Annotated in this window: 19 protein-coding genes; 14 read left to right on the top strand and 5 right to left on the bottom strand. The window is 43.6% G+C overall.

Features of this window, described 5'->3' with window-relative positions:
• Nucleotides 1-52 precede the first annotated feature (52 nt).
• Together rplS and AC1EKL_RS01455 are read left to right on the top strand one after the other, a co-directional pair.
• Nucleotides 53-415 carry a 50S ribosomal protein L19 gene (gene rplS, locus AC1EKL_RS01460; RefSeq protein ID WP_006916165.1) on the top strand — a complete coding sequence of 121 codons (363 nt, stop codon included), beginning with the start codon at nt 53-55 and terminating at the stop codon, nt 413-415.
• A gap of 227 nt (nt 416-642) precedes the next feature.
• Nucleotides 643-1989 (top strand): FAD-dependent oxidoreductase, encoded by a 1347-nt coding sequence (locus AC1EKL_RS01455; protein ID WP_480189183.1) that lies wholly within the window; start codon nt 643-645, stop codon nt 1987-1989.
• Nucleotides 1990-2043: 54 nt separating this feature from the next.
• Here the strand turns inward: AC1EKL_RS01455 and AC1EKL_RS01450 are convergent, their stop codons facing one another.
• Nucleotides 2044-4707 carry an HAD-IC family P-type ATPase gene (locus tag AC1EKL_RS01450; protein ID WP_480190175.1) on the bottom strand — a complete coding sequence of 888 codons (2664 nt, stop codon included), beginning with the start codon at nt 4705-4707 and terminating at the stop codon, nt 2044-2046.
• A 254-nt stretch (nt 4708-4961) separates the two neighbouring features.
• Between AC1EKL_RS01450 and pyrR the strand changes: the two genes are divergently transcribed.
• From pyrR to AC1EKL_RS01405, 9 genes are all read left to right on the top strand, one after another.
• The gene (gene pyrR / locus AC1EKL_RS01445) at nt 4962-5483 is read left to right on the top strand and encodes a bifunctional pyr operon transcriptional regulator/uracil phosphoribosyltransferase PyrR (RefSeq protein ID WP_480190174.1); all 522 of its coding nucleotides are present in this window, start codon (nt 4962-4964) and stop codon (nt 5481-5483) included.
• Between the two features lie 114 nt (nt 5484-5597).
• Nucleotides 5598-6551, top strand: a complete 954-nt coding sequence (locus tag AC1EKL_RS01440; RefSeq protein ID WP_480190173.1) for an aspartate carbamoyltransferase catalytic subunit — start codon at nt 5598-5600, stop codon at nt 6549-6551.
• On the top strand, nt 6551-7837 hold the full coding sequence (locus AC1EKL_RS01435) for a dihydroorotase (RefSeq protein ID WP_480189179.1): 1287 nt from the start codon (nt 6551-6553) through the stop codon (nt 7835-7837). The genes AC1EKL_RS01440 and AC1EKL_RS01435 overlap by 1 nt, the downstream gene beginning before the upstream one ends.
• Nucleotide 7838: 1 nt before the next feature.
• Nucleotides 7839-8918 (top strand): carbamoyl phosphate synthase small subunit, encoded by a 1080-nt coding sequence (locus tag AC1EKL_RS01430; RefSeq protein ID WP_480189178.1) that lies wholly within the window; start codon nt 7839-7841, stop codon nt 8916-8918.
• Nucleotides 8919-8920: 2 nt separating this feature from the next.
• Nucleotides 8921-12097 carry a carbamoyl-phosphate synthase large subunit gene (gene carB, locus AC1EKL_RS01425; protein WP_480190172.1) on the top strand — a complete coding sequence of 1059 codons (3177 nt, stop codon included), beginning with the start codon at nt 8921-8923 and terminating at the stop codon, nt 12095-12097.
• A gap of 19 nt (nt 12098-12116) precedes the next feature.
• On the top strand, nt 12117-13043 hold the full coding sequence (locus tag AC1EKL_RS01420; RefSeq protein ID WP_480189176.1) for a dihydroorotate dehydrogenase: 927 nt from the start codon (nt 12117-12119) through the stop codon (nt 13041-13043).
• Between the two features lie 157 nt (nt 13044-13200).
• Complete coding sequence (locus tag AC1EKL_RS01415; RefSeq protein ID WP_480189175.1) at nt 13201-14127, top strand: DNA/RNA non-specific endonuclease; 927 nt, start codon at nt 13201-13203, stop codon at nt 14125-14127.
• A 33-nt stretch (nt 14128-14160) separates the two neighbouring features.
• Complete coding sequence (locus AC1EKL_RS01410) at nt 14161-15540, top strand: RsmB/NOP family class I SAM-dependent RNA methyltransferase (protein WP_480189174.1); 1380 nt, start codon at nt 14161-14163, stop codon at nt 15538-15540.
• 12 nt (nt 15541-15552) lie between these two features.
• Nucleotides 15553-15963, top strand: coding sequence for an OsmC family protein (locus AC1EKL_RS01405; protein ID WP_480189173.1), 411 nt, complete (start codon nt 15553-15555; stop codon nt 15961-15963).
• A gap of 54 nt (nt 15964-16017) precedes the next feature.
• Here the strand turns inward: AC1EKL_RS01405 and fni are convergent, their stop codons facing one another.
• From fni to mvk, 4 genes are read right to left on the bottom strand one after another with little or no spacing between them, the layout of a single operon-like run.
• Nucleotides 16018-17046: a type 2 isopentenyl-diphosphate Delta-isomerase gene (gene fni / locus AC1EKL_RS01400; protein WP_480189172.1), complete on the bottom strand. Its 1029-nt coding sequence runs from the start codon at nt 17044-17046 to the stop codon at nt 16018-16020.
• 15 nt (nt 17047-17061) lie between these two features.
• A complete protein-coding gene (locus AC1EKL_RS01395) occupies nt 17062-18165 on the bottom strand; it encodes a phosphomevalonate kinase (protein ID WP_480189171.1) in 1104 nt (367 codons plus the stop codon).
• A 21-nt stretch (nt 18166-18186) separates the two neighbouring features.
• Nucleotides 18187-19155 carry a diphosphomevalonate decarboxylase gene (mvaD, locus tag AC1EKL_RS01390; RefSeq protein ID WP_480189170.1) on the bottom strand — a complete coding sequence of 323 codons (969 nt, stop codon included), beginning with the start codon at nt 19153-19155 and terminating at the stop codon, nt 18187-18189.
• The gene (gene mvk / locus AC1EKL_RS01385; protein WP_480189169.1) at nt 19152-20099 is read right to left on the bottom strand and encodes a mevalonate kinase; all 948 of its coding nucleotides are present in this window, start codon (nt 20097-20099) and stop codon (nt 19152-19154) included. Before mvk ends, mvaD begins: the two co-directional genes overlap by 4 nt.
• Nucleotides 20100-20300: 201 nt before the next feature.
• Here mvk and AC1EKL_RS01380 point away from each other — a divergent pair, with 201 nt between their 5' ends.
• From AC1EKL_RS01380 to asnS, 3 genes are read left to right on the top strand one after another with little or no spacing between them, the layout of a single operon-like run.
• Nucleotides 20301-23141, top strand: coding sequence for a helicase C-terminal domain-containing protein (locus AC1EKL_RS01380; protein ID WP_480189168.1), 2841 nt, complete (start codon nt 20301-20303; stop codon nt 23139-23141).
• A 47-nt stretch (nt 23142-23188) separates the two neighbouring features.
• Complete coding sequence (locus tag AC1EKL_RS01375) at nt 23189-23707, top strand: cell wall elongation regulator TseB-like domain-containing protein (protein WP_480189167.1); 519 nt, start codon at nt 23189-23191, stop codon at nt 23705-23707.
• A gap of 21 nt (nt 23708-23728) precedes the next feature.
• Nucleotides 23729-25027 carry an asparagine--tRNA ligase gene (asnS, locus tag AC1EKL_RS01370; protein WP_006916143.1) on the top strand — a complete coding sequence of 433 codons (1299 nt, stop codon included), beginning with the start codon at nt 23729-23731 and terminating at the stop codon, nt 25025-25027.
• Nucleotides 25028-25133 lie beyond the last annotated feature (106 nt).

Genomic DNA, 25133 nt, shown 5'->3' with positions numbered 1-25133 from the left:
TTCCGCTGTTCCCAAGGGAAAGAATGAATGTCGGCGAAAGGAAAGAAAAGATATGCGTCAAAATCAATTGATTGAAAAGATCACTGCAAGTCAACTTCGGGATGACATTCCTGATTTTCGTGCCGGTGATACAGTTCGTGTTCACGCCCTGATTGTTGAAGGTTCACGTGAACGTGTTCAAATGTTTGAAGGTGTTGTTATTAAGCGCCATGGTTCAGGTATTTCAGCTACCTACACTGTTCGTAAGATCAGTAACGGTGTTGGTGTTGAACGGACATTCCCTCTTCACACACCACGTGTTGAAAAGATTGATGTTATCCGCCATGGTCGTGTACGTCGTGCTAAGTTGTACTACTTACGTGAACGTACTGGTAAGGCTACTCGGATTGCTGAAAAGCGTCGCGACGTTAAGTAGTCTTAACCCTTGCGACACAAGGGATTATCAAAATACTAAAGGCCGTCTCACTTTTGGTGAGGCGGTCTTTTTTTGCATCAGGGGGGGACTCTAGTGGTAAAACTTCTCAGGTTCAGTATCAATTTGACATAATAATTAATTGCCAAATACCTAGAAATTATGTATACTTAATTTGAAACACTTATAAAAAGTAAGTTATCAAGTTGAAAGATTCAGGAGGCGACACCATGACAAAACGTTACCAAAATATTGTTGTTGGCTTTGGTAAGGGTGGTAAAACCCTTGCTAAATTTCTGGCTACTCAGCATGAAGAAGTGTTAGTAATTGAACAATCCAACCAAATGTACGGTGGTACTTGTATTAACATCGGCTGTCTGCCATCAAAGAATTTAATTTTAAATGGTCAACGGAATGTGCCATTTGTTGAAGCCGTTTCACGACGGGGCGAAATGACTGCCCAATTGCGGAACAAGAACTACCATATGCTTGCTGATGAACCAACAATCATAGTCCTAGATGGTAAGGCTACTTTTACTGGTAATCATCAAATTAGTGTGCGCAAGGCTGATGGCACTGAAGTAACCGTTGAAGGTGAACGGATCTTTATTAATACTGGTGCTCAGCCAATCATTCCGAATATTTCCGGATTACAGTTAGGTAAGCGCATTGTAACGTCTAAAGAAGCGATGACACTACCTAGTTTGCCAAAACGGTTAGCAATCCTAGGTGGTGGGCACATTGGCCTAGAATTTGCTGAAATGTTTAATAGCTATGGTAGTGATGTGACCATTTTTGATCATCATGATCAGCTTTTAGGACGCACGGAGCCAGAAGCAGCCAAATTAGTAGCGACTGACTTAAAAGAATCTGGCATTAATGTTGAATTGAACAGTGAATTACAAAGTGTTCACTCGACAGATCATGATGTAATGATTAGTTATCTCCAAAACGGTCAAACAAGTGAACAAGAATTTGACGTACTATTAGTTGCTACCGGAAGGCAGCCAAATACTGCGGACCTTGGGCTTAACAATACCGACATCGAATTAACCAAGCGGGGTGCAATTAAGGTTGATCAGTACCTTAAAACAACCGTTGATAATGTATGGGCATTGGGTGATGTGAATGGTGGGCCTCAATTTACCTACATTTCACTTGATGATTTCCGGATTGTTAAGGATCAGCTATTTGGTGATGGGCAACGGACAACGGCAGACCGCAATGTCGTTCCTCACAGTACATTCATCACGCCACCACTTTCCAGTGTCGGGATGACCGAAGAAGAAGCTCGACAGGCAGGGAAGAAGGTATTGGTCTTCAAATTAATGGCTAATGCTATTCCAAAAGCCCGGGTAATTGAAGATCAACGTGGTATTTTTAAGGCGATTGTTGACCAAAATTCACATGAAATTTTAGGGGCAACGATCTATGCGGAAGAATCCCACGAATTAATTAACACGGTTGCGCTAGCGATGAAGGGCCATTTACCATATGAAATGCTTCGTGACATGATTTACACTCATCCAACAATGGCGGAAGCATTCAATGATTTATTTAAACAACCAGTGAAATAACAATATAAAAGGCGAGACATTTTCTGTCTCGCCTTTATTGATCTGAAATTAAAACTATCGTTGGCGAATAACCATAATTAATTTATCTAGTTCTGCCAAGATGAAGGTCAGGGCAGCAAAGATAAGGACGGCAATCCATTCAATAATGTTTAACCCTTCAACGTGGAAAACACTTTGCATGAAGGGAACGTAGGTGAGGATTAACTGGAACCCAATCATCAGGAGGATAACTCCCCAGGCTTTAGCAGTAATGCTGTTAAGACGGTGAACACCGTAGTCGTCAGTTCGAATACTGAAGAAGTAGAAGATCTTACTGAAAACAATTGTGTTTACCATCATCGTTGTAGCATTAATTGTATCTGCTCCAGCATGAATAAACCAGTCGTAGCCGACTAAGGCAAAGATTGCCATTAGGGCTGCAACATATCCCATTTGAATCAAATCATGTCGATTCATCAGCCGTTGATGGACCGGTCGTGGTTCACGATTCATAATCCCCTTGGCCGCTGGTTCAAAGACAAAGGCGAATTGAATAGTAATCGCGGAAATCAAGTTGATCCATAGCAATTGAGAAGGTTGTAGTGGAACTTCCTGTCCGGTTAACAGTGAAAAGGCAACCACTAATCCTTCCGCAAAGGAAGTTGGAAGCAGAAAGAGAATGCTTCGTTTAATGTTGTCGTAGATTCGCCGTCCTTCTTTAATGACTGCCGCCATTGTGGCAAAATTATCATCACCAAGAATCATATCAGCTGAGTCTTTAGCAACGTCCGTTCCCTTAATCCCCATTGCAACCCCAATATCAGCCTTTTTGAGGGCTGGCGCATCATTCACACCGTCACCAACCATGGCGGTTGTTTTTTGCTTCTTTTGGAGTGCTTCAATAATCTCAAGTTTATTTTGTGGCGTCGTCCGTGCAAAGACTTGGGTTTGATCGGCAACATCTGGGCGAGCGTCTTCTGGTAACTGATCCCATTCAGCACCGGTAATGGCGTTAATTTCACCCGGTGCCAAACCAAGCTCTTTCCCAATTGCTCGCGCAGTTGTTGGGTCGTCACCGGTAATCATCTTAACAGCCACCCCAGCCTTATTCATGGTTTTAAGGGCGGCAATGACTTCTTTACGGGGTTCGTCCCGCAGTGCTGCTAAACCAAGCAACTTAATCCCTGCAAAAAGGTGTTCATGTTCAACGTCGGTCAGTGTTTCATTGCTAGGTACTTCACGATAACCAACGGCAATCACCCGTTTACCATCCGCTGACCAATCAGCAACCCGTTGCTGCCATTGATCCAGTGCGAAGTTTGGGTCCCCTTTGGTTGCCATTTCAAAAAGTTTATCAGGCGAGCCCTTAACAAAAATATACTGACGGCGATTTTCCAGGTTTTTGGTTAATTCTGCGATGTAGCGGTAATCTGAATCAAACGGTAGAAGATCTTCCGGTTCATATGGTGACTGATAGTCAATCCCGAATGCCTTTCGGTAAAGGGTGAGGAATGCACCATCAGTTGGTTCACCGTTAATTGACCATTTACCATCATTTTCTGTCAAAATAGTGTCATTGGCTAGATAACCAGCTTCAAGAAAAAGTTTCAAGTCACTAGTCATTTCGGCGGGCTGACCAGCGATCGTAATTTCTCCAACGGGGGCGTAGCCATTCCCGCTCACCATATAATGCTGGTTACCGACCCACAGTTCCGTTGCACTCATTTCGTTCTTAGTTAGGGTCCCAGTTTTATCAGTCGCGATAACGTCCACTGATCCTAACGTTTCCACCGCAGGCATTGACTTAATAATGGTTTTATACAGCTTAGCCATTTTACTAATTCCAAAGGCCAGAATCACAGAGGTAATTGCTGGTAATCCTTCAGGGATGGCCCCAACTAGCATGGCGACGACCGCTAGTGCCAGAGCCGGTAGTGAGTAAATTTTCAAGAAGAAGCCAACGATAAAGACAATCACCGACGCAATGATGGTAATGTAAGAAACGACCTTACCAACGTAATCGATTTCCTTAGTTAGCGGGGTCTTTTGCGTATTGATTTGCGCGACTTCTTGGGAAATCTTACCAATTTCAGTTTGTTCAGCAGTCGCCACAACGATACCCATTCCGCTCCCGCTGGTGACTGATGTGGAAGCAAATGCCATGTTGACCCGGTCCGCCAGGGGAACATTATCATCGACTAACGGTTCCGCGGTTTTGATGACCGAGTTTGTTTCACCAGTTAACGCGGATTCTTCAATCCGCAGATTGTCAGCTGAGACGATCCGCAGGTCCGCGGGAACGTTATCACCGGCTTCAAGAAAGACCACGTCACCAACTACGAGGTCGGCTGCGTTGACGTCTTGACGTTCACCATTGCGGTAGACCGTAGCGTGTTGGGCCATCATTTCTTTAATCTTGGCCAAGGTGTTGGCAGCACTTGTTTCTTGGAAATAACCAATTAGCGAATTTAAGATCACTACGGCAGTAATTACCACGGCATCGGTATAGTGACCGATTAAGATTGTTAATAAGGTCGCGGCCAGCAAAATGTAAATCACAATGTTGTTGTATTGACGTAAGAAAATTTTCCATTTAGGAGTTGGCTTCACTTCAATTTCGTTGGGGCCATTTTCTTGTAGTCGTTGGGCAGCTTCTTGACTAGATAATCCGGTCGTCCAGTCTTGAATGCCAAATTGTTGCTTCAGCTCAGTTAAATTTAATTGATATTTTTCCTTCAATTTAGTCTCCTTACTTTTTGTTGGTTTATACAATAATTTTATCATAACTATTTTTTAAAATGGCGTTGACATTCTTAAATTTTCTTTATATTATATTGGCAATCAATGTCCTTTAAGTTAGTCCCGTGAGGCTAGTAAGGAGCGGTTAAATATTACTTAGCATGGCTAGGTTTTTATCTCGCAACCCCTAGACTACACGGTTGATGTAGCTAGGGGTTTTCTTATTGGACATCGAAAAGTGAAAGGTGGTTCATATGGAAAAGACAATTGCGGATAACTTAACAATTCAACGGTCATTGACGCGACTGACCTACGAAATTATTGAAAAGAACAAGGGAATTAATAACCTGATTTTAGTGGGCATCAAGACTCGGGGAGAATTCCTTGCAAAACGGATTGCGGATCAAATGACAAAGCTAGAAGGGGCCCATGTTCCAGTCTTTGCAGTTGATGTTTTCGCTTATCGCGATGATCGGCAGAATTCTGAAGCCAGCCAATTAACCAACCAAATTCCGGACAATATTGACAACCAGCACATCGTTTTAGTGGATGACGTGTTCTATACTGGCCGGACGATGCGGGCGGCAATGGATGCTTTAATGGATATGGGACGTCCACAACGAATTAGCATTGCAGTCTTAGTTGATCGGGGACATCGTGAAATGCCAATCCGTCCAGATTTTGTTGGAAAAAATATTCCCACTGCTAACGACGAAAAAGTCCAAGTTAATTTATCAGAAGTTGATCAGCACGATCAGATTAATTTAATCAAATAATTGACCATTAAGGGTGCTCCAGAGAGGGTGAGATGGTAATAAAATCATGCTAGGCGTGAACCCCCCCCGGAGCAATTATTGCGACCGGGTTTTATTTTTATAGAGGAGAATATTATGACTGAAGATTTAGTAGCATTACCTCATTTTGTTAGTGTTGAACACCTAACCGTTCCAGAAATTAAGGCGTTAATTAATCGGGCGGAATCCTTTAAGCAAGGTGGTGCGGTACCACAGCTTACGCAACCGGTATACGTAACGAACATGTTTTTTGAGAATTCCACCCGAACTCACACAAGTTTCGCGATGGCAGAAAAAAAGCTAGGCTTGACTGAAATTCCGTTTGATGGTTCGCACAGTTCCCGCAGCAAGGGTGAAACTATGTATGATACCTGTTTAGTGATGAATGCTCTAGGGGTTGATTTGACGGTAATTCGCGATTCAGAAAATGAATACTATGAACCATTAATTCATCCGACAGCCAACCATCATCTTAACCTTGGAATTGTAAATGCCGGAGATGGAAGTGGTCAGCATCCGTCCCAAAGCCTACTTGATATGATGACAATTCATGAACACTTTGGGGACTTTCAGGGATTAAAAGTTGCCATTGTCGGAGACATTACCAACTCGCGGGTAGCCCGCAGCAATATGGAAATTTTGACGCGGCTGGGGGCCAAGGTCTACTTTTCCGGTCCTGAATATTGGTACGATCACGCCTTTGATCGTTATGGAGAATATCGGTCCTTGGATGAATTGGTTGATCAAGTTGACGTTATGATGCTATTGAGGGTTCAACACGAACGCCACGCTGGAGATGCAAACGAAAGCCAATTTGATGCAGCCAAGTATCATGCCGAATATGGGATTAACCAGGCCCGATATGATCGATTAAAACCAGAATGCTTGATCATGCACCCTGGTCCAATTAATCACGATGTTGAATTAGCAGGTGACCTAGTGGAAGCACCAAAGAGTGCCTTCTTCCTTCAAATGCAGAATGGCGTCTTCATGCGGATGGCAATGTTGGAAGCTGTGCTACGTGGCCGGCACCTAGGAGGATTAAAATAATGAAAACACTGATTCAAAATGGAACAGTTGATGTGGATGGTCGTTTGCTTGTGGCAGATATCTTGATTGATGGTCAAATGATTCAAGCGATTGGAAAACCAGGGAGTTTTAGAAACGACGTCGATAAAACGATTGATGCAACGGGAATGTTAGTTACGCCAGGGTTAGTTGACGTCCATGTTCATTACCGCGATCCTGGTGAAACACAAAAGGAGACCATCAAGACTGGTTCCTTAGCTGCTGCCCATGGTGGTTTTACGACAGTTGGGGCGATGCCAAATTTAACGCCCAGTCCAGATACTCCCGAACGGTTGGCTGAAATGGTCAAACGGAATCGGCAAGAAGGGGTCGTGCATATTGAACAATTTGCCACGATCACGACGGGCCGGACTGGCGATCAACTCGTTGACTTTGCTGGTATAAAGAAGGCGGGCGCCTTTGCGGTTAGCAATGATGGTTCCGGGGTGCAAACAGCGGGCACAATGTATCGAGCAATGCAAGAAGCCGCCAAAGTCGGCTTGCCACTAGCTGCTCACGTTGAAGATAATTCGTTACTGTTTGGTGGGGTGATGACTGAGTGCCAACGGTCAAAGGAATTGGGCTTACCTGGTGCGCCAAGTGTTTCTGAGTCAGCCCAAGTAGCGCGTGATCTGGTCTTGGCTAAGGCGACAGGAGTTCATTATCACATTTGCCACGTTTCCACAAAAGAAAGCATTGAAATGGTACGTTTGGCTAAGCAACAAGGGGTAAACGTAACCTGCGAAGCTTCACCACACCATTTACTCTTAACGGTTGATGATATTGATGGTCATGATACGAACTACAAAATGAATCCACCACTGCGGACGGCAGCTGATCGACAAGCATTAATTCACGGATTACAAGACGGCACGATCGATATGATTGCTACCGATCATGCTCCTCACACGGTTGCGGATAAGCCAGCTGACTTCCGTCACGCGGCCAATGGGATCACCGGAAGCGAAACTGCCTTTAGTGAACTCTACACTAAGTTGGTGCAGCCTGGAATTATTTCCCTCTCGAAACTGATCGACTTAATGACAGCCAAGCCGGCTGACTTGTTCCACCTTGAACAAGCTGGTCATTTAGAACCGGGAAAGCCAGCCGATATCGCTATTTTTGATATTGACCATTCAGCAACGATTAATGCTAATGATTATGAATCAAAGGGCATTAATACCCCATTTACTGGTGATGAAGTTTACGGTACGACCGTCATGACTTTAGTTGATGGGCAAGTAGTTTACCAACGAAAGGAAAAATAATATGAAGCGATACTTAGTGTTAGAAGATGGTAGTGTATTTGCCGGTGAAGGATTTGGTGCCACGGTTTCAACCATTGGGGAAGTAGTTTTTAACACTGGAATGACGGGCTATCAGGAGTCAATTACCGATCAGTCATACGCCAACCAAATTCTGGTGTTTACTAACCCTTTAATTGGTAACTATGGGGTTAATTTAGATGATTTGGAAAGTCTAGAACCACAGATTAAGGGGGTAATTTGTCGACAATTGGCACGGCGCCCTAGCAGTTGGCGGATGCAAGATACTTTACCACACTTCTTAAAACAAAATAATATTCCAGGTTTGCAAGGAATTGACACTCGTGAATTAGTCCGCCAATTGCGTGAACATGGAACCTTGCGGGGCACGATTGTGGATAGTGTTGAACAGGTTGATGAGGTAATTGCGCATTTAAAGCAGGTGCAACCAACCAAGGGAATTATTCAGAAAGTCTCCACTAAGTCCGCATACCCGAATCCGGGAACAAAGCGCAACATTGTGGTCGTTGATTTTGGAATCAAGCACAGTATTCTTCGGGAGTTAGCCAAGCGTGACTGTAATGTGATTGTGGTACCTTGTTCAACCACGGCCCAACAAATCATGAACCTTAATCCGGATGGTATTCTTTTGAGCAATGGTCCTGGTGATCCGGAAGAAATGACTTCAGCAGTTAAAATGGTGGCGGAAATTGAGCAGCATTTTCCACTCTTTGGCATTTGCATGGGGCACCAAATTTTTGCGTTAGCCAATGGAGCAAAAACTTACAAGATGAAGTTTGGTCATCGTGGCTTTAACCATCCTGTCCGGGATATTGCAACGGGCAAGATCGCGTTTACCTCCCAAAATCACGGGTATGCGGTTGATGCGAAGTCCATTGATAAGGATCAATTGTTAATCACTCATGAAGAAGTGAACGATGGGACGATTGAAGGACTGCGGCACAAGCATTATCCAGCATTTTCAGTACAATTTCACCCGGATGCAGCTCCTGGTCCCCACGATGCAGACGCATTGTTTGACGATTTTATCAATATGGTTGATCAGCAAAAGGAGGAACGCTAATTATGCCTAAACGCAAGGATATTCATAAGATTATGGTATTTGGCTCCGGTCCCATTATTATTGGTCAAGCAGCAGAATTTGACTATTCAGGGACTCAAGCCTGTTTAGCTCTTAAAGAAGAAGGTTATGAAACGGTCCTCGTTAACTCTAATCCAGCAACCATTATGACGGACAATGAGATTGCTGATCACGTTTATATTGAACCGTTAACAGTCGAATCAGTTTCCCGAATTATTCGCCAGGAATATCCGGATGCCATCTTACCAACATTAGGTGGTCAGATTGGCTTGAACTTAGCTGTGGCTCTTGCTAAGACTGGTCTTTTAGATGAATTGGGGATCCAATTACTGGGAACCAAATTAGATTCAATTGACCAAGCTGAAGATCGGGAACGGTTTAAGGAATTAATGCAACAATTGCATGAACCAGTTCCGGCTTCGCAAACGGTCTCAACGGTTGACGAAGCGTTAGCATTTGCCCATGAAATTGGCTACCCGGTGATTGTCCGGCCGGCTTTTACAATGGGTGGTACTGGTGGCGGAATGTGTCATGACGATGATGAAATGAAAATTATCGCGGCCAACGGACTTGATTTATCACCGGTCACCCAGTGTTTAATTGAAAAATCCATTGCCGGGTATAAAGAAATCGAATTTGAAGTAATGCGGGATGCCAAAGACGATGCGATGGTGGTATGTTGTATGGAAAACTTTGACCCAGTGGGGATCCACACTGGTGATTCCATCGTCTTTGCCCCCAACCAAACTTTATCGGATCGTGAATACCAAATGTTACGGGATTGTGCCCTCAAGCTGATTCGTGCATTGAAAATCGAAGGGGGCTGTAATGTTCAGCTTGCCTTAGACCCCAATAGTTACCACTATGATGTGATTGAAGTTAACCCACGGGTTTCGCGGTCATCGGCATTAGCTTCCAAAGCTACTGGCTATCCAATTGCTAAAATGGCGGCCAAAATTGCGGTTGGGTTGACATTGGATGAAATTATTAACCCCGTTACCGGGACCACCTATGCGGAATTTGAACCAGCATTAGACTATGTTGTTTGCAAGATTCCACGGTGGCCGTTTGATAAATTTACGCGGGCTGATCGGACATTGGGCAGCCAAATGAAGGCTACGGGAGAAGTCATGGCCATCGGCCGCAATGCCGAAGAGGCTTTTCAAAAGGCGGTCCGGTCTCTGGAAATTGATACAAAGGATTTCTTTTTACCAGCAGCTCATCAGGCAACGGATGTGGAATTAGAAGATAAATTGGTCCATGCACAGGATGACCGTTTATTCTACATTGCGGAAGCATTCCGTCGTGGCTATTCAATTGAAGATATTCACGAATTAACCAAAATTAACGATTACTTTTTAGATATTGTTCAACATTTAGTGGAATTGGAAACCACAATTGAAAATCATCCGGATGACCGCGAAGTTTTGAAACAAGCCAAGCAATACGGCTTTAGTGATGAGACAATTGCTCATCTTTGGGAAACTACTGTGGATGCCGTCCGTAAATTACGGCTTGCTAATGGGATTGTCCCTGTTTATAAGATGGTGGATACTTGTGCAGCCGAATTTGCTTCGGCAACGCCATACTTTTACAGTACTTATGATCATGAAAATGAAAGTCACCGCTCTACAAAACCAGCAATTTTGGTAATTGGTTCTGGGCCCATTCGAATTGGTCAAGGGGTTGAATTTGACTACGCCACCGTCCACTGTGTCAAAGCAATTCAACGACATGGGTATGAGGCAATTGTGATGAATTCAAATCCCGAAACGGTTTCAACAGACTTTTCAATTTCAGATAAGTTATACTTCGAACCGTTAACCTTAGAAGATGTTTTAAATGTTTGTGACTTAGAACAACCAGCAGGAGTGATTGTTCAATTCGGTGGGCAAACTGCCATTAACCTTGCAGCGGGGTTGGATCAACATGGAATTAAGATCCTGGGAACCAGCGTGCAAGATTTGGATGCTGCAGAAGATCGACGGGTCTTCGATCAAGTTATTAAGGATCTGCAGTTGAAGCAACCCGTTGGTTTGACAGCGACGACTCATGAAGGGGTTATTGCTGCCGCAACCAAAATTGGCTATCCGGTGTTAGTCCGGCCAAGTTATGTTCTTGGTGGCAAAGCGATGGAAATCGTTTATAACGAAACTGAGCTGGAACAATACTTGCAAGATAACGCTAACGTTGCAGCTGATCATCCTATTTTGATTGATGCATATCTCGAAGGACGTGAATGTGAAGTTGATGCCATTTGTGATGGGACAGACGTTCTCTTACCTGGCATCATGGAGCATATTGAACGCGCTGGAGTCCACTCTGGTGATTCAATGGCGGTTTATCCACCACAAAGTTTTGACCAAGATATCAAGCAACAGATTGTCGACGCTACCAAAAAATTATGTCTTGCGCTGAAGTGCATCGGTATTATGAACATTCAATTTATTATTCATAATCATGAGGCTTATGTTTTGGAAGTTAACCCGCGGGCTAGTCGAACGGTCCCATTCCTAAGTAAGATTACGGGAATTGAAATGGCACAGGTCGCGACCCGGGTTATTCTCGGCGAATCATTGAAGAACCAAGGTTATCAAGATGGCTTATACCGCGAACCGCAAACGGTTCACGTTAAGGCTCCAGTCTTTAGCTTTAATAAACTGGATGATGTTGATGCCTTCCTAGGACCCGAAATGAAATCGACTGGTGAAGTGATGGGCAGCGATGAAACCTTCGAAAAAGCTTTATATAAAGCCTTTGTGGGCGCCAAAATGAAGCTTCCAGAAAATGGTAACGTTCTGCTAACGATTGAAGATCATGATAAACAAGCAATTTTGCCAATTGCCCAACGGTTCGCTAAAATCGGCTACCGTTTGCTCGCCACAAGTGGAACTGCCGATTTTCTTCAAAAAAATGGACTGCATGTCGAAGTGGTGGATAAGCTCCATGAAGCAGGACAGCATAATATTCTTGACGCGATCAGGAATGAGGTTGATATCGTTATTAACACGATGGGACATGATTATCAAAAGACATCGGATGGCTTTATTATTCGGCAAACTGCCATTGAACATAATGTCCCATTGTTGACTGCCTTAGACACCGTGGATGCACTGTTACGGGCATTGGAAAACCGTTCATTTGCTACTCAAGCACTGTAAAAACGTGAGGAGTTTTACTATGACTAATCAAATTGCTGTTAAATTACCGGGGTTAAACATGTCTACTCCATTGATGCCTGCTTCTGGGACCTTTGGGTTTGGTGATGCATGGGGTTCTGACCAAGTCGACTTTAATCAACTGGGTGCACTTGCCATTAAGACCACCACTCCTCGCGCCACAACCGGGAATCCTCAACCACAAATTGCTAAATTAACTGATGGGGTAATGAATTCAGTCGGGTTGACTAATCCTGGCGTAGACGTAGTGATAAAGGAAAAACTGCCTAAGCTCCATGCAAATTACCCCAACTTACCAATTTTAGGCAGTGTTGGTGGGGCCTCGTTATCTGAATACGTGACCGTGGCAACTAAGTTGGCGGCTAGTGGTTTAGTGGGTGCTTTAGAACTCAACGTTTCCTGTCCGAATGTTGCCCATGGTGGGATGTCTTTTGGTGTGGATCCCCATGCTGTAGAGAAAATTACGCGAGCAGTGAAGGACGTTGTTGGGGCAGTTCCCGTTTACGTTAAGTTAACGCCCAATGTTACTGATAGCGTGGAGATTGCTAAGGCGGCAGAAGCGGGAGGCGCTGACGGCCTAAGTTTGATCAATACCGTTTTAGGATTACATATTAATATTAAAACGCGCAAACCTGTTCTCGGAAACGGGATGGGCGGTTATTCTGGTACAGCAATTAAACCATTAGCCGTGCGGATGGTTTACCAAGTGGCCCACGCAACCAAACTCCCGATTATTGGCCAGGGGGGAATTGCAACAGCGGCGGATGTTGTCGAATTCTTTATGGCTGGTGCGAATGCCGTGGCGGTAGGAGCAGCACACTTTAAAGACATTAATGCTTGCCCACACATTGCTCAACAACTCCCGGCTTTACTAGATAAGTTGGGGATTGATTCACTACAGGAATTGAGTAATTCAGTACGAAATTAGAATATTACTTTAATAGAGCGTTAGTCCGGTTGATAACGACCAGGGTAACGCTCTTTTTAGTCCTTATGAAAATGATAATTTATGTCTAAATAATGGCTCCTCAATAAAAAATCCGCTACAATATGAAGGTTATTGATTTGGAAAGTGAGGACCAGAAGTGAACTTTTGGCAAAAATCAAGTAAATATTTCCTGTTACTGATTGTGGGGGCATTACTTGGTGAAGGGGGCACGATTGCTTACCAAGCTCATCATGCGCTTAGTCAACGTAGTCAGTTTACTCAACAGGATTCACGACCGGCCAGCGTGATCGGTGGTATCACTAACCATCAACGCCAGTCGTTAGCAGCGCTGAATTATCAACCAGGGCAATCTGTCATTGCCTACGTTAATCATGGAAGATCTACCCTGAATCCCAGGTCTTGGACCAGTAATCGGGTGGATTACCAGCCACTTGATGATTTGGGACGGACATCACGTGGTAATACCGCATTTTTAGAACAACACAATCATGCGGATACATCTTTGCGATCGGATCAGGACGCTCAACCAGCTGGTTGGCATGATAATTATGGTGGCAACCTAGTGTATAATCGGGGCCATCTGATTGCCTATTCACTGACGGCTGGAATTAATTCCGATACGGGAAAGTATCAGCCAACAATGGTTGGTGACCAAAATAATCCGCAAAATTTATTTACGGAAACTGATTTTGTGAATCAGGAAGTACAGACGATTTATGAAACGAAAGTCCGGCATGCGATTGAGCATGGTCAGCGGGTAATTTATCAAGTTACCCCAATTTTTCGTGATCGAGAATTAGTACCGCGGGGCATTAATTTGCAAGCAATTTCGACCAATGGCCAGTTAAATTTCAACGTTTATCTTTTTAACGTTGAACCGGGAATTCGGATTAATTACCAAAGTGATAGCTATGTTGCAGATTCGACAATGACCGTGCCAGTTCCACTCAATGCGGTGGATGCGGCTGACAACCAGCATCAGACGACTTCCCAATTCAAATTTATCGGTAATTATCAGCGACCAATTGCTAATCATCCACGGCAGTACGTCCGAAAATGGTAAAATAAAATGAATTTAAATTAAAAGAGGGATTTCATGGACTTACCAGAAGCTTTTAAAAAGAAATATCAACAATTATTAGGGGATGAAGCCATCGCCTTTCTGGCATCGTTTAATCAGCCAAGCACGAGTGGTTTTCGCCAAAATCCGCTTAAAAATGACATTCCGACGGCAACGATTGATAGTGCTGACGGCAAGGTTCCTGCAGTACCAGATGGTTACTATGGTTCGGTTGATGGTCATTCACTGGACCATGTGACGGGGTGGGTATATAGTCAAGAGCCATCCGCTATGTATGTTGGTGAAGTCGTCGATCCCCAGCCGGGTGAACGGGTTTTAGATTTGTGTGCGGCACCGGGTGGGAAAAGTACCCATTTAATTGCTAAAATGCACGATCAGGGTTTGTTAGTTGCAAACGAAATTTTTAAAAAACGGGTACAAATTTTGGCATCTAACCTTGAACGGTGGGGAACCAGAAATACTGTTGTCTTGAACGAACGACCAGATAATCTGGAAAAACATTTTCCAGCCTTCTTTGATCGGATCTTAGTTGATGCCCCTTGTTCTGGAGAAGGAATGTTTCGGAAAGAGCCAGCCGGGATCGAATATTGGAATCCGGATTATCCAGCTGAATGTGCGAATCGGCAGCGGAAGATTTTACAATCTGCACTAAAAATGCTGAAGGCTGGTGGAATCTTGGTATATTCTACCTGTACGTTTGCCCCCGAAGAGGACGAACAAAATATTGCTTGGCTCTTAAAAGAATATCCTGCTCTTGAAATGGTGAAGATCCAAAAATTCCCTGGAATGGATGATGGTCGTCCCGATTGGGCTGATGGCAACCCTGAGTTAGCTAAGGCTGTGCGTCTTTTCCCACATCATTACAAAGGGGAGGGACACTTTATCGCTAAGTTGCGTTTACGTGACCAGTCAGTAGCGGTACGATCCAAGCAGCGTAATCAACGTAGGAAGAAACATCGAGACTCAACAAATAATGGGCGGCTCACTAAGGATGAACAACAATTGTTCATGGCTTTTCAAAACAAATATCTGTCTGGTCAATCGTTTACAGACCTTGTTAAGTTTGGCGATCAATTATATTCATTACCAGATGGAATGGTGGCGCTCACTAATTTGCAAGTCCAAACTTCGGGACTCCATTTAGGAACTCTAAAAAAGAATCGTTTTGAACCCTCGTTAGCATTGGCATTTAGCTGCCAGCCAGAAGAAGTAACTAACCAGGTTGCTATTACCAAGGATCAATGGCGTCAGTATGTTCATGGGGATGTTCTGCGGGGTGAACGATCATTACCCAATGGTTGGTATTTGCTAGTTTGTGATCACCATTCAGTGGGGTTTGGTAAAATGGTTAATGGAACCATTAAGAATTTCTTTCCGAAGGGATTACGATTTTAAGGAGGAATAAAGATGGGTGAATATCGAGTTACCACTGATCTGCAAGCAGAAGAGTGGCAATTAAAGAATCAAGCGCGTGGCCATATCTTTTTTGCGGATGATGTGAAGAGCGATGGCACTGACGCGGGACCAAACCCGGTGGAGTATTTAACGGGTGCGATTAATTCCTGTATTGCAATGTCCGCCGGAATGGTGATTAAGAGTAAGCAATATCCAGTCACTAATTTCCGGGTAACGACCTATGCAGAAACTAAGGATCTGGGCCATGCTAAGTCAGTGGTGGACCAAATGACGATTAACCTTAGTTTTGATACATCGTTGACGCCAGAAGAACAACAAAAATTTGTCGATTTTGTTTTGCATGTTTCGACAGTTTATCAAACAGTTTCGCAGAGTGTTAAAATGACCATTAATATTAATTAGTAGAAAATAGCGCACGTGATCCAAGTGGTTTAATCACGTGCGCTATTTTAATATTTATAAACGTTGTTGGATATAATTTTGTAAATCTGCTCCGTAGACATGGGAAACCTTTGGTAAATCATTAAAGTGCTGACAGCCCAGAATCGTCATAATTCCTTTGAGCTCTTCTTGCCAGTGGAGTACTGTTCGCAGTAATCCATCTTCACCATTTTGGTAATATTCATGAAGAAAATAACCAGCAACACCGACTGCTTGCGCGCCCATCACACCTGCTTTGATGACATCAAGCGGACAGATAATGCCACCGGAAGCAATAACGGTCAGATCTTTGACCGTTTGTGCCTCGATCAGTGATTCAGGAGTGGTTAATCCCCATTGGTAAAGATCTGCAAAACTAGCATCGTGATTACGCCGATCTTCAATCTTGACAAAATTTGTACCACCACGACCTGAAACGTTGACAATTGACACCCCAAGCTCTTTTAAGCTGGTTAAATTTTCTTTGGTCATGCCAAAGCCAACTTCTTTCACAATAACCGGTACGTCAAGGTGGTGGATGAGCTTCTTAATATTATCTGCCCACCGGAAACTCCGTTCACCTTCAGGCATCACAATTTCTTGTGCACTATTGAGGTGAATTTCTAGAGCATTCGCGTGAAGCAAATCAATTGCTTGTTGTGCTTGCTCAATTGTTACATTGGCACCAAGATTCGCGATGACGATTCCGTCTGGATTGATTTTCCGCACGGCCTTAAATGAATCATTAAAGGCCGGAAGCTTAAAGGTAATGGATAGGGATCCTGTTGCCATGGCAAGACCAGTTTTTTGTGCGACTCTTGCCAATGCACTGTTAACTTTTTTTGCTTGTTCACTACCGCCAGTCATCGCTTCAAAATAAAAGGGCCATTGCATGTGAAGGCGGCCAATGTTAATGGTTGGATTCACATCGGCAACCGCCATTTCTGGGAGAGCGTTAGGGAGTAAACGAATCTGATCAAACGGGTGCTGGTGGTGCGTTTGATTATAAAATTTTTCCGCGAGGGAGAGGTGTTCATTTTTCCGTTTTGCATGTTCTGGACTCATAGATCGGATACTCCATTATTTTAGTTTAATCGTGTAACGATGAACGTTGTTCATGAAGTGCACGGTAAGCGGCAAATGTTCAATATTTTCTGCATTCCATTGGTTAATCATGGATTGGAGATCAGATTGGGCGTCAATAGCAACTATGCCACAATCACCACCACCTGCGCCGGAAGTTTTAGCAGCCCCGCCAAACTGCTCCGCAATTTGACATAACTGTTTCAGAACGGGGGTTTCAATTTGCACTCCCGAACGGCGAGCTAATTCTTGCAAGAGGGAACGATTATAACGGATTTCGGCTTGGATCATTTCCAGACTACCAGTGTGAAAACCATTAATCATTCGTTGAATACATTGCCGACTGGCATTGAGAAATTCTTGATATTGAGCTTGTTGCCGGGCTTTAAATAGTGAAATTTTATCCACTAATTGTGATGTTGAAGCAGGTTTGCCTGTCCATCCAATTACTAATGCTAAATTGGCAGGAGCAGTGAGCGTTTCAATTTTGAGATTCGGCCAGGGAAGGTTAAGGAGAGTGGTCAAGTCTAAAAACTTACGTTGCTCTGCTAGCCACTGCCGGTCAAAGGAGTGGTAAGCAATCCAGCCACCATATACTGAAGCCGCAACATCACCTAAGGAGCCATTGCCTTGAACGGCAAAATGAGCGATGGCAGCAAGTTTAAAGATCCGGTCGTTATTCACTGGTAGGTGATAGAACTGACAAAGGGCTTTAACTGTCGCCACGGTTACGGCTGCTGAAGAGCCTAGTCCATACTTCTTTCCAGAAACGGAATCTAATTCACTATCAATGTGTAAATCGTAAACATCCAGTGGTTTGTTGAGTGTTCGGGCGTATTCTTCAGTGACCTGAATTGCAGATAAAATGTATGAAAACGGGTTATCGCGTTGGTCAACGATCATTTGATCACCTTGGCGGTGCCATTGCACTGCATTATTCTGGTATTGGTGACTAACAATCTTTCCTGTACCATTTGTCGATGGTTCGATTGAACAATACACAAATTGATTTAAAGCAACTAAAATTGCCGGGAACCCATTTTCGACAACGGCATATTCACCGGCGATATAAAGTTTTCCTGGTGCCTTTTCAGTAATCACGATTGAAATTCCTTCCCCATGTTAGATTAAGTGTGCTCCTGGTCCCGGTTGAGCAATGATTAAGTGGTCCTTACCAAACGCCGGAGCTAATTTATCAATAATTCGTTGACGGTCCTGATGGTCATAGATTACTTTGACGTTAGGACCCGCATCTATCGTATAATAGCAGTTTATTCCTTGCTCTCGCAAGCCTTTAATCAAATTGATAGCTTTAATAGTGGCTCCTTCAAAATAGGTATATGCCGGATCTGCAGACATGGTTAACGTATGCATCCGCATCGCATTCTCTTCAGCAATGTGTCCCATCTGATTAATATCTCGTTTTGAGATTGCCACTTTCATAGCTTGCATATCAGCAGCGACCACTTTACGCCATGCTGGGTAAAATGGTGAAGTTGTGACTGATAACTGCATACCACCACGACTGGACACCTTTTTTTGCTTAGTGTCAATTAAGATAGCAATCATTTCGATTCCAAAATCGACTTGTTCCATAATTGGTTCTGCATAAGAACTAGCATCATCAACGCCAGCGTGCCATTCCACCAGGCCTCCGAAAATGGAACGGGTTGCCGAACCGGATCCGCGGCGGGCTAACTGAGACAAATCATGCGGCGATAAATGTAATCCGGCAGCCGTACTGGCTGACAGTGCTAATGCGGCGAAGGCGGAAGCGGATGACGCTAATCCGGCTGCCATTGGTACATTATTTTGCGAAATTACTTTTGCAAAATAATGTTGATGACTTAAAGACCGAACTTGATCCAGGACCGCTGTCACTTTAGCCATTTTTTGTGGTGTAATTGGCTGGCCATCGATAATTAGTTCATCTTGCTGTAATGATTCAGAAAATTCCACCGTGGTGTCGGTGAAGAATTTATCAAGGGTTAGTGACAATGAATCAGTTTGCGGAATGATTAGTTGGGGATCCTTTTTTCCCCAGTACTTAACTAAGGCAATATTCGTATGTGCCCGTGCACTTGCTTTCATGATGTTACCCCTTTATTAAATGGTTGAATCCAAGTGGCCACTGCGCCATTCTCTTTGAGAATGCTGGCAATTTTTCGTGCACCTAACGCTGACTTGGTAATGGCAAACATGCAGCCACCACGTCCGCCACCAGTTAATTTAGCCCCTAAAGCATGGTTAGCTAATGCCGTCGCAACAAGTTGATTTAGTTTTGGATCGCTGACGCCAAGCTGGTCAAGGGCGTCGTGAGCAGCGGTGAGTTTTTCACCTAACCGGGTAGCCTGATTATTGGCGACTGCATCACGACTTTCTTCAGTCAGCTGTCCTAATTTGTCGATTAGTTGTTGAGCAGTCTTTGTTTGATGCTGGAGCTTGTCTTTGACAGTCTGAATCGCTTCCCTAGTTGCACCCTTGATTCCAGTGTCTGCAATGACCATAGTTGCCTCAAGGTTCAAGTTGATTGGCGTACCTTTGGCTCCCTTTTTAAACCAGACCGGGTCGGCTGAACTAACAGTGGCAGCATCTAGTCCGCTGGGACTACGGTGAGTGACCTTTTCTTCAACGTCCGCCCAGCGAAGAAGACTTTGGCGATCGAGTGGCTGATCATAAAAGTCAAACATGGCGCGAATAATGGCTACGGCACAGGCGGCCGAAGATCCCATGCCCCGTTCGGCTGGAATGTCACTACTAATTTTCATTGTCCAACCATCAGCTTGGCCTGCAAAGTGGATCACTAATTCCTTAATCAATTTAGCAATTCCGCTCATGGCTTGGGGCAATTGTGCCACCGGACCAGAGAAGTAGCGACTTTCAATTATTTGTTCATGATTATCATTACTGATCATGACGACCTCGGTGGTCACATTTGGGAGGGGGAGAGCAATTGCTGGTTGCCCATAAACAACGCTATGCTCGCCCATCAGGATTATTTTGGCGTGACTGTTACCGATTCCCTTTTTTTGCATGGTAAAAACATCAACCTGCTTTCTAAAAAAGTCCAAATTCCATTTTACCATTATTTTGATTTGCGCGGTGAATCTTTGCGGAACCTTAATATTTCTTGGGAATGGTCAAGTTAAACTTTCCATAGTATGATAAGAAAAGATACTTTTACGGAGAGTGTCAATCCCACGTAATCATTAATTTAATCGTAGGTGATTTGGACCATGAAAACGAAGCAGCGGAAAAGGGGACCAATTTATTCCGTGGTTGATTTAGAAACAACGGGAACCAGTGTTAAAAGTGGTGACCGGATCATTCAAGTCGGGCTAGTGATGATGCAAGATGGAAAGATCATTAACCAGTTTGAAACTCGAATCAACCCATTAATGAAGATTCCGCGAAGCGTACAACAATTAACCGGGATTACCGATAAGGACGTTAGTAAAGCACCTTTATTAGAAGATATCGCACCAACTCTAGAAAGTTTGCTGAGTGGGACCATCTTTGTTGCACACAACGTTAACTTCGATTTTCCCTTTATTAACCATGAATTGACGCGGGTCGGCAGGGATCCCTTACGGATTTCCGCCATTGATACCGTTACGCTTAGTCAGATTTTAATGCCAACGGCCAAAAGTTACCGACTGCGTGATTTAACTAGTTATTTACATATTGAACATGATCATCCGCATAGTGCGGTTTCTGATGCTGAGGCAACTGGTGTGTTATTAAAGGATCTTTTGGCTAAGTTACGTGCTTTGCCGACGGTCACTTTACAAACGTTAGTGAAGATGAAGATGCAGTTACCGTTTCAAACGGCTAATCTTTTTCAAAGAGAATTGGATAATCGTAAGCAGCACCCGCTGCCGTTAGCTGATCATTTATATATTAGTGGTGGAGTTGTTTTGCGAAAGGAACGACCACTTGTTGCGGAAACAGTACCGCCAATTCACTACCCACGAACAAAACGCCAGAAGGAACGACTGTTTAAGCAAAAGCTAGAATATCGGCCTGCTCAATCGAAAATGATGAATGCCATTTATAATCACTTTAGTCGTGATGGGAATAATCAATTGGTGATTGAAGCAGGTACCGGAATGGGGAAAACCCTTGGCTATCTACTACCATTGAGCTATTTAACCTACCCACGCCATAAGATTGTGATTAGTACTGCAACGAATGTTTTGCAAGAGCAACTCATCTCTAAACCAGTGGATCAATTAAATCAAATTCTGCCTTTTCAAACGACTGCGGTGTTAGTAAAGGGAAATTCTCATTATTTAAATTTGAGTAAATTTGTTCACTCGTTAAGTGTGCACGATGATTCGCAGCTGGTACAGATGATCAAAGCACAGATCGTGGTATGGTTACTACAAACTACCACGGGAGATTTAGACGAATTAAACCTTAATTCTCAGCGATCGCCATTCTTCACAGAAATTCGTCACCATGGAATGGCTTCCCTAACTAAGGATGATCCGCTTTATCGAAACGATTTTTTGGTACGGCGGCAGAAAAAATTAGCGATGGCCAATATCATCGTCACTAATCATTCCTATCTAGTTGCTCATGCTCAAGAGTTAGGTGCCACCAGCCCATTAACCTACTTGGTAGTGGATGAGGCTCAGCACTTGAGTGAAAGTGTTCTCCAAAATTCACGTGATGAAATTAGTTTTTCACGGGCGGCGGTCGCTATTAATCAATTGCAAACCTTGACTGAAGCCGAAAGCGATCAGGGCTTAACTAAGTTGTTCGCTAAATTACCGCTTGGTCAATATAATCTTGAACTCATGCGGGCTGATTTACACGAATTCCGGGCAGCGTTAGACGATATTCAAGAAGCATTGTACGGTATGATCAATCAAGCTCAGATTACGGCTGGTGATGAATTTATCGAACAGGTCGTTGACAATCATGATCTGTATGAACTACTTTCGCCAGACCAGTCGTTGATGATGCGATTAGAGCAATCTCTAGCGAGCCTAAAATTACATTTCACGGCTCTAGAGCACCTCTTTAAAGCGCGTAACGAAAGCTGGTTGAGTAGTGATCGGTATGTAATGAATCAGGTTGGCAGCCAGATGAGTGTCCTAACGCACATTGATGAACATTTCCGGCTCGTTGGCCAAAACTTACGGAATGAAAATGATGCGGCAGTGTACTGGCTCAATGTTCGTCAGTCCAGCGAGCGGAGTACTCTGCGCCTCTCTGGTGGTCTGCTATCCGCAAATCATTATTTGCGAGAAAATGTGTATGCTTATTTTTATCGGCAGCTGTTTGTTGGGGCCACGCTTTTCACTTCTGGCCGGTCAAACTATCTTTACCAGCAATTAGATTTGGATCCACAGAAGGTTAAAAGCAAACGTTTTCCTTCAACCTTTGATTATCAGCAAAATGCACGGCTATACGTTGCAACTGATTCCGTAATGCCGGATTATCAAAATGAGAATGAGTACATTAATTATTTGGCACAAAGTATTTATCGAATTGCCCAGGAAAATCAATGTCAAACGATGGTTTTGTTTAATTCATTAGTAACGATTGAACAAGTATATGGATTACTGCGGCAAACCGATTTATTTAACCAACGTGACATTTTGGCACAAGGAATTAATGGTAATCGTGAAAAATTGTTGAAACAATTTGCAACTGGGACTAATTCGCTTTTGATGGGCGCGAATAGTTTTTGGGAAGGAATTGACTTGCCAAATCAACAACTCCAGTTACTGATCGTGACTCGATTGCCATTTGATGCCCCCGATGAACCGTTTACGAAAGCAGAACATCAGCTGCTGCAAACACAAGGGAAAAATCCCTTTTATAATTCGGCTTTGCCCAAGGCAACGATTCGCTTACGTCAGGGAATTGGCCGCCTTTTAAGAACTCCCCAGGATTATGGAGTTGCGGTGGTGTTAGATTCGCGCTTAGCACAACGGCGTTACGGTCGAAGTATTCTGAATGCTTTGCCAAAAGATTTGACGGTGGAACAGGTTGCCACTCGTCAAATTGCCACAAAGACAAAAAAATTCTTAAAACACTGTCAACAACATACAAACGGTAATTAATTTGCTATAATATTAAAGTTGTTAAATTGTTGAGAAAGGGAAATGCAATGCAAAGTCGGCGAGATGTTCAAAAAAAGCAAAACCGCATTAATGGGATGCGCCTATTCCGGCGGATTGTATTAACGATCTTGGGACTTATTCTAGTGTGCTGGATTTCATTTGCAATTGCAAACCACCCCCGCAGTCAAGCTCGTCATGAGGCTTATGCACTGGCTAGAAAGTACGCGAAGGTGGATCAACCGACAGGTTTCTACGTGTATAATCGTGAAAAGACTTACTATACGGTTACTGGTAAAAATCAGCATCGGCGGCAAGTGCTTGTGATCATTCCTGCCAAGGGTGGGCACATTACGGTTGTTAATCAGGCTAAGGGACTTAATAGTCAGCAGGCAATTGCCAAGGTCAAGGCAAATGAACGGCCCCGACGAATTCTCAGAACGGCTCCCGGTTACTTTAATAATAAGGTGGTTTGGGAAGTTATTTATGTTAATTCAAACGGTGCGCTATGTTATGATTTAATTAATTTCCATAACGGTAAATTTGTGCAAAAAATTAATAACTTATAATTTTGAAATGAGGGATATTTAATGGAGACAATTACAATTAGTCAAGCTCCCCAACATGTTGGGGAAACGGTTAAGATTGGTGTATGGTTAACTGATAAGCGGTCCAGTGGTAAGATTGCGTTTTTGCAGTTACGGGATGGGTCTGGATTTTTCCAAGGAATTATTCGGAAAAATGATGTTGATGAAGCAACTTTTGAAGCTGCTAAGCATGATTTACACCCTGAGACTAGCTTTGTGGTTACCGGAGAAATTGCTGAAGACAAGCGGTCCAAGTTTGGGTATGAAATTCATATCAATGACCTTGAAATCGTTGGACAAAGTGATGAATACCCAATTGGTAACAAAGAACACGGGATTGATTTCTTGTTAGATCATCGTCACTTGTGGTTACGTTCGAGGAAACCATGGGCTTTGATGCGGATTCGGAGCCAGGTGAAGCTTTCCACAATGGAGTTCTTTGACAAGCATGGCTTTACGCAATTTGATGCGCCAATTTTGACTTCTAGTGCACCAGAAGGAACGACGGAACTCTTTAATGTCGATTACTTTGATGAAGATGCCTACTTGTCCCAGTCTGGACAACTGTATGGTGAAGCCGGGGCAATGGCCTTAGGGCGAATTTATACAATGGGGCCAACTTTCCGAGCAGAAAAGTCCAAGACCCGGCGGCACATGACGGAATTTTGGATGATTGAACCTGAAATGGCATGGTGTCATGAAGAAGAAAGTGAAGAAATCCAAGAGCAGTACGTTGCTTACTTAATTCAGGACTTGATTGATAAGTGCCCAACAGAACTTGAAATGGTTGGCCGTTCTGTTGAAAGCTTGAAGCCATTTACTGAATTACCTTATCCGCGGATCACTTATAAAGAAGCAATTGAAATGCTGCAAAAGGGTGGCATGGATGTGAAATATGGTGATGACTTTGGTGCGCCAGAAGAAACTTTCCTTGCCGACCAATTTAATAAACCAGTCTTCATTAAGAACTATCCACGGTCAATTAAGGCCTTCTACATGCCAACAGATCCTGAGGACGCACAACAAGTTATTTGTGCGGACTTACTAGCGCCGGAAGGTTATGGTGAAATTATCGGTGGTTCTGAACGTTCATACGACTACGAATACATTACTTCTAAATTAGAAGAAAATGGTTTGAGTAAGGAAGATTATGGCTGGTATGATGACTTACGGAAGTACGGTTCAGTTCCACACTCTGGATTTGGAATGGGACTAGAACGGTTCCTCTCATGGGTCACTCTTCAAGACCACATTCGGGAAAACATTCCATTCCCACGGATGTTGAACCGCTTGCGCCCATAAATTTCAGCAAATCATGACCGATATCATTTAGGGTAGATTATTAATTACACATCGAGTCCCAGAGTTCAACGATGGTTGTCCTTTGGGACTCGTTTACGTATTACTG

This window comes from Limosilactobacillus sp. C0001E2, from assembly GCF_056590915.1.
The sequence above is the reverse complement of the archived record's forward strand: the minus strand, read 5'-3'. Positions and strand labels throughout refer to the sequence as shown.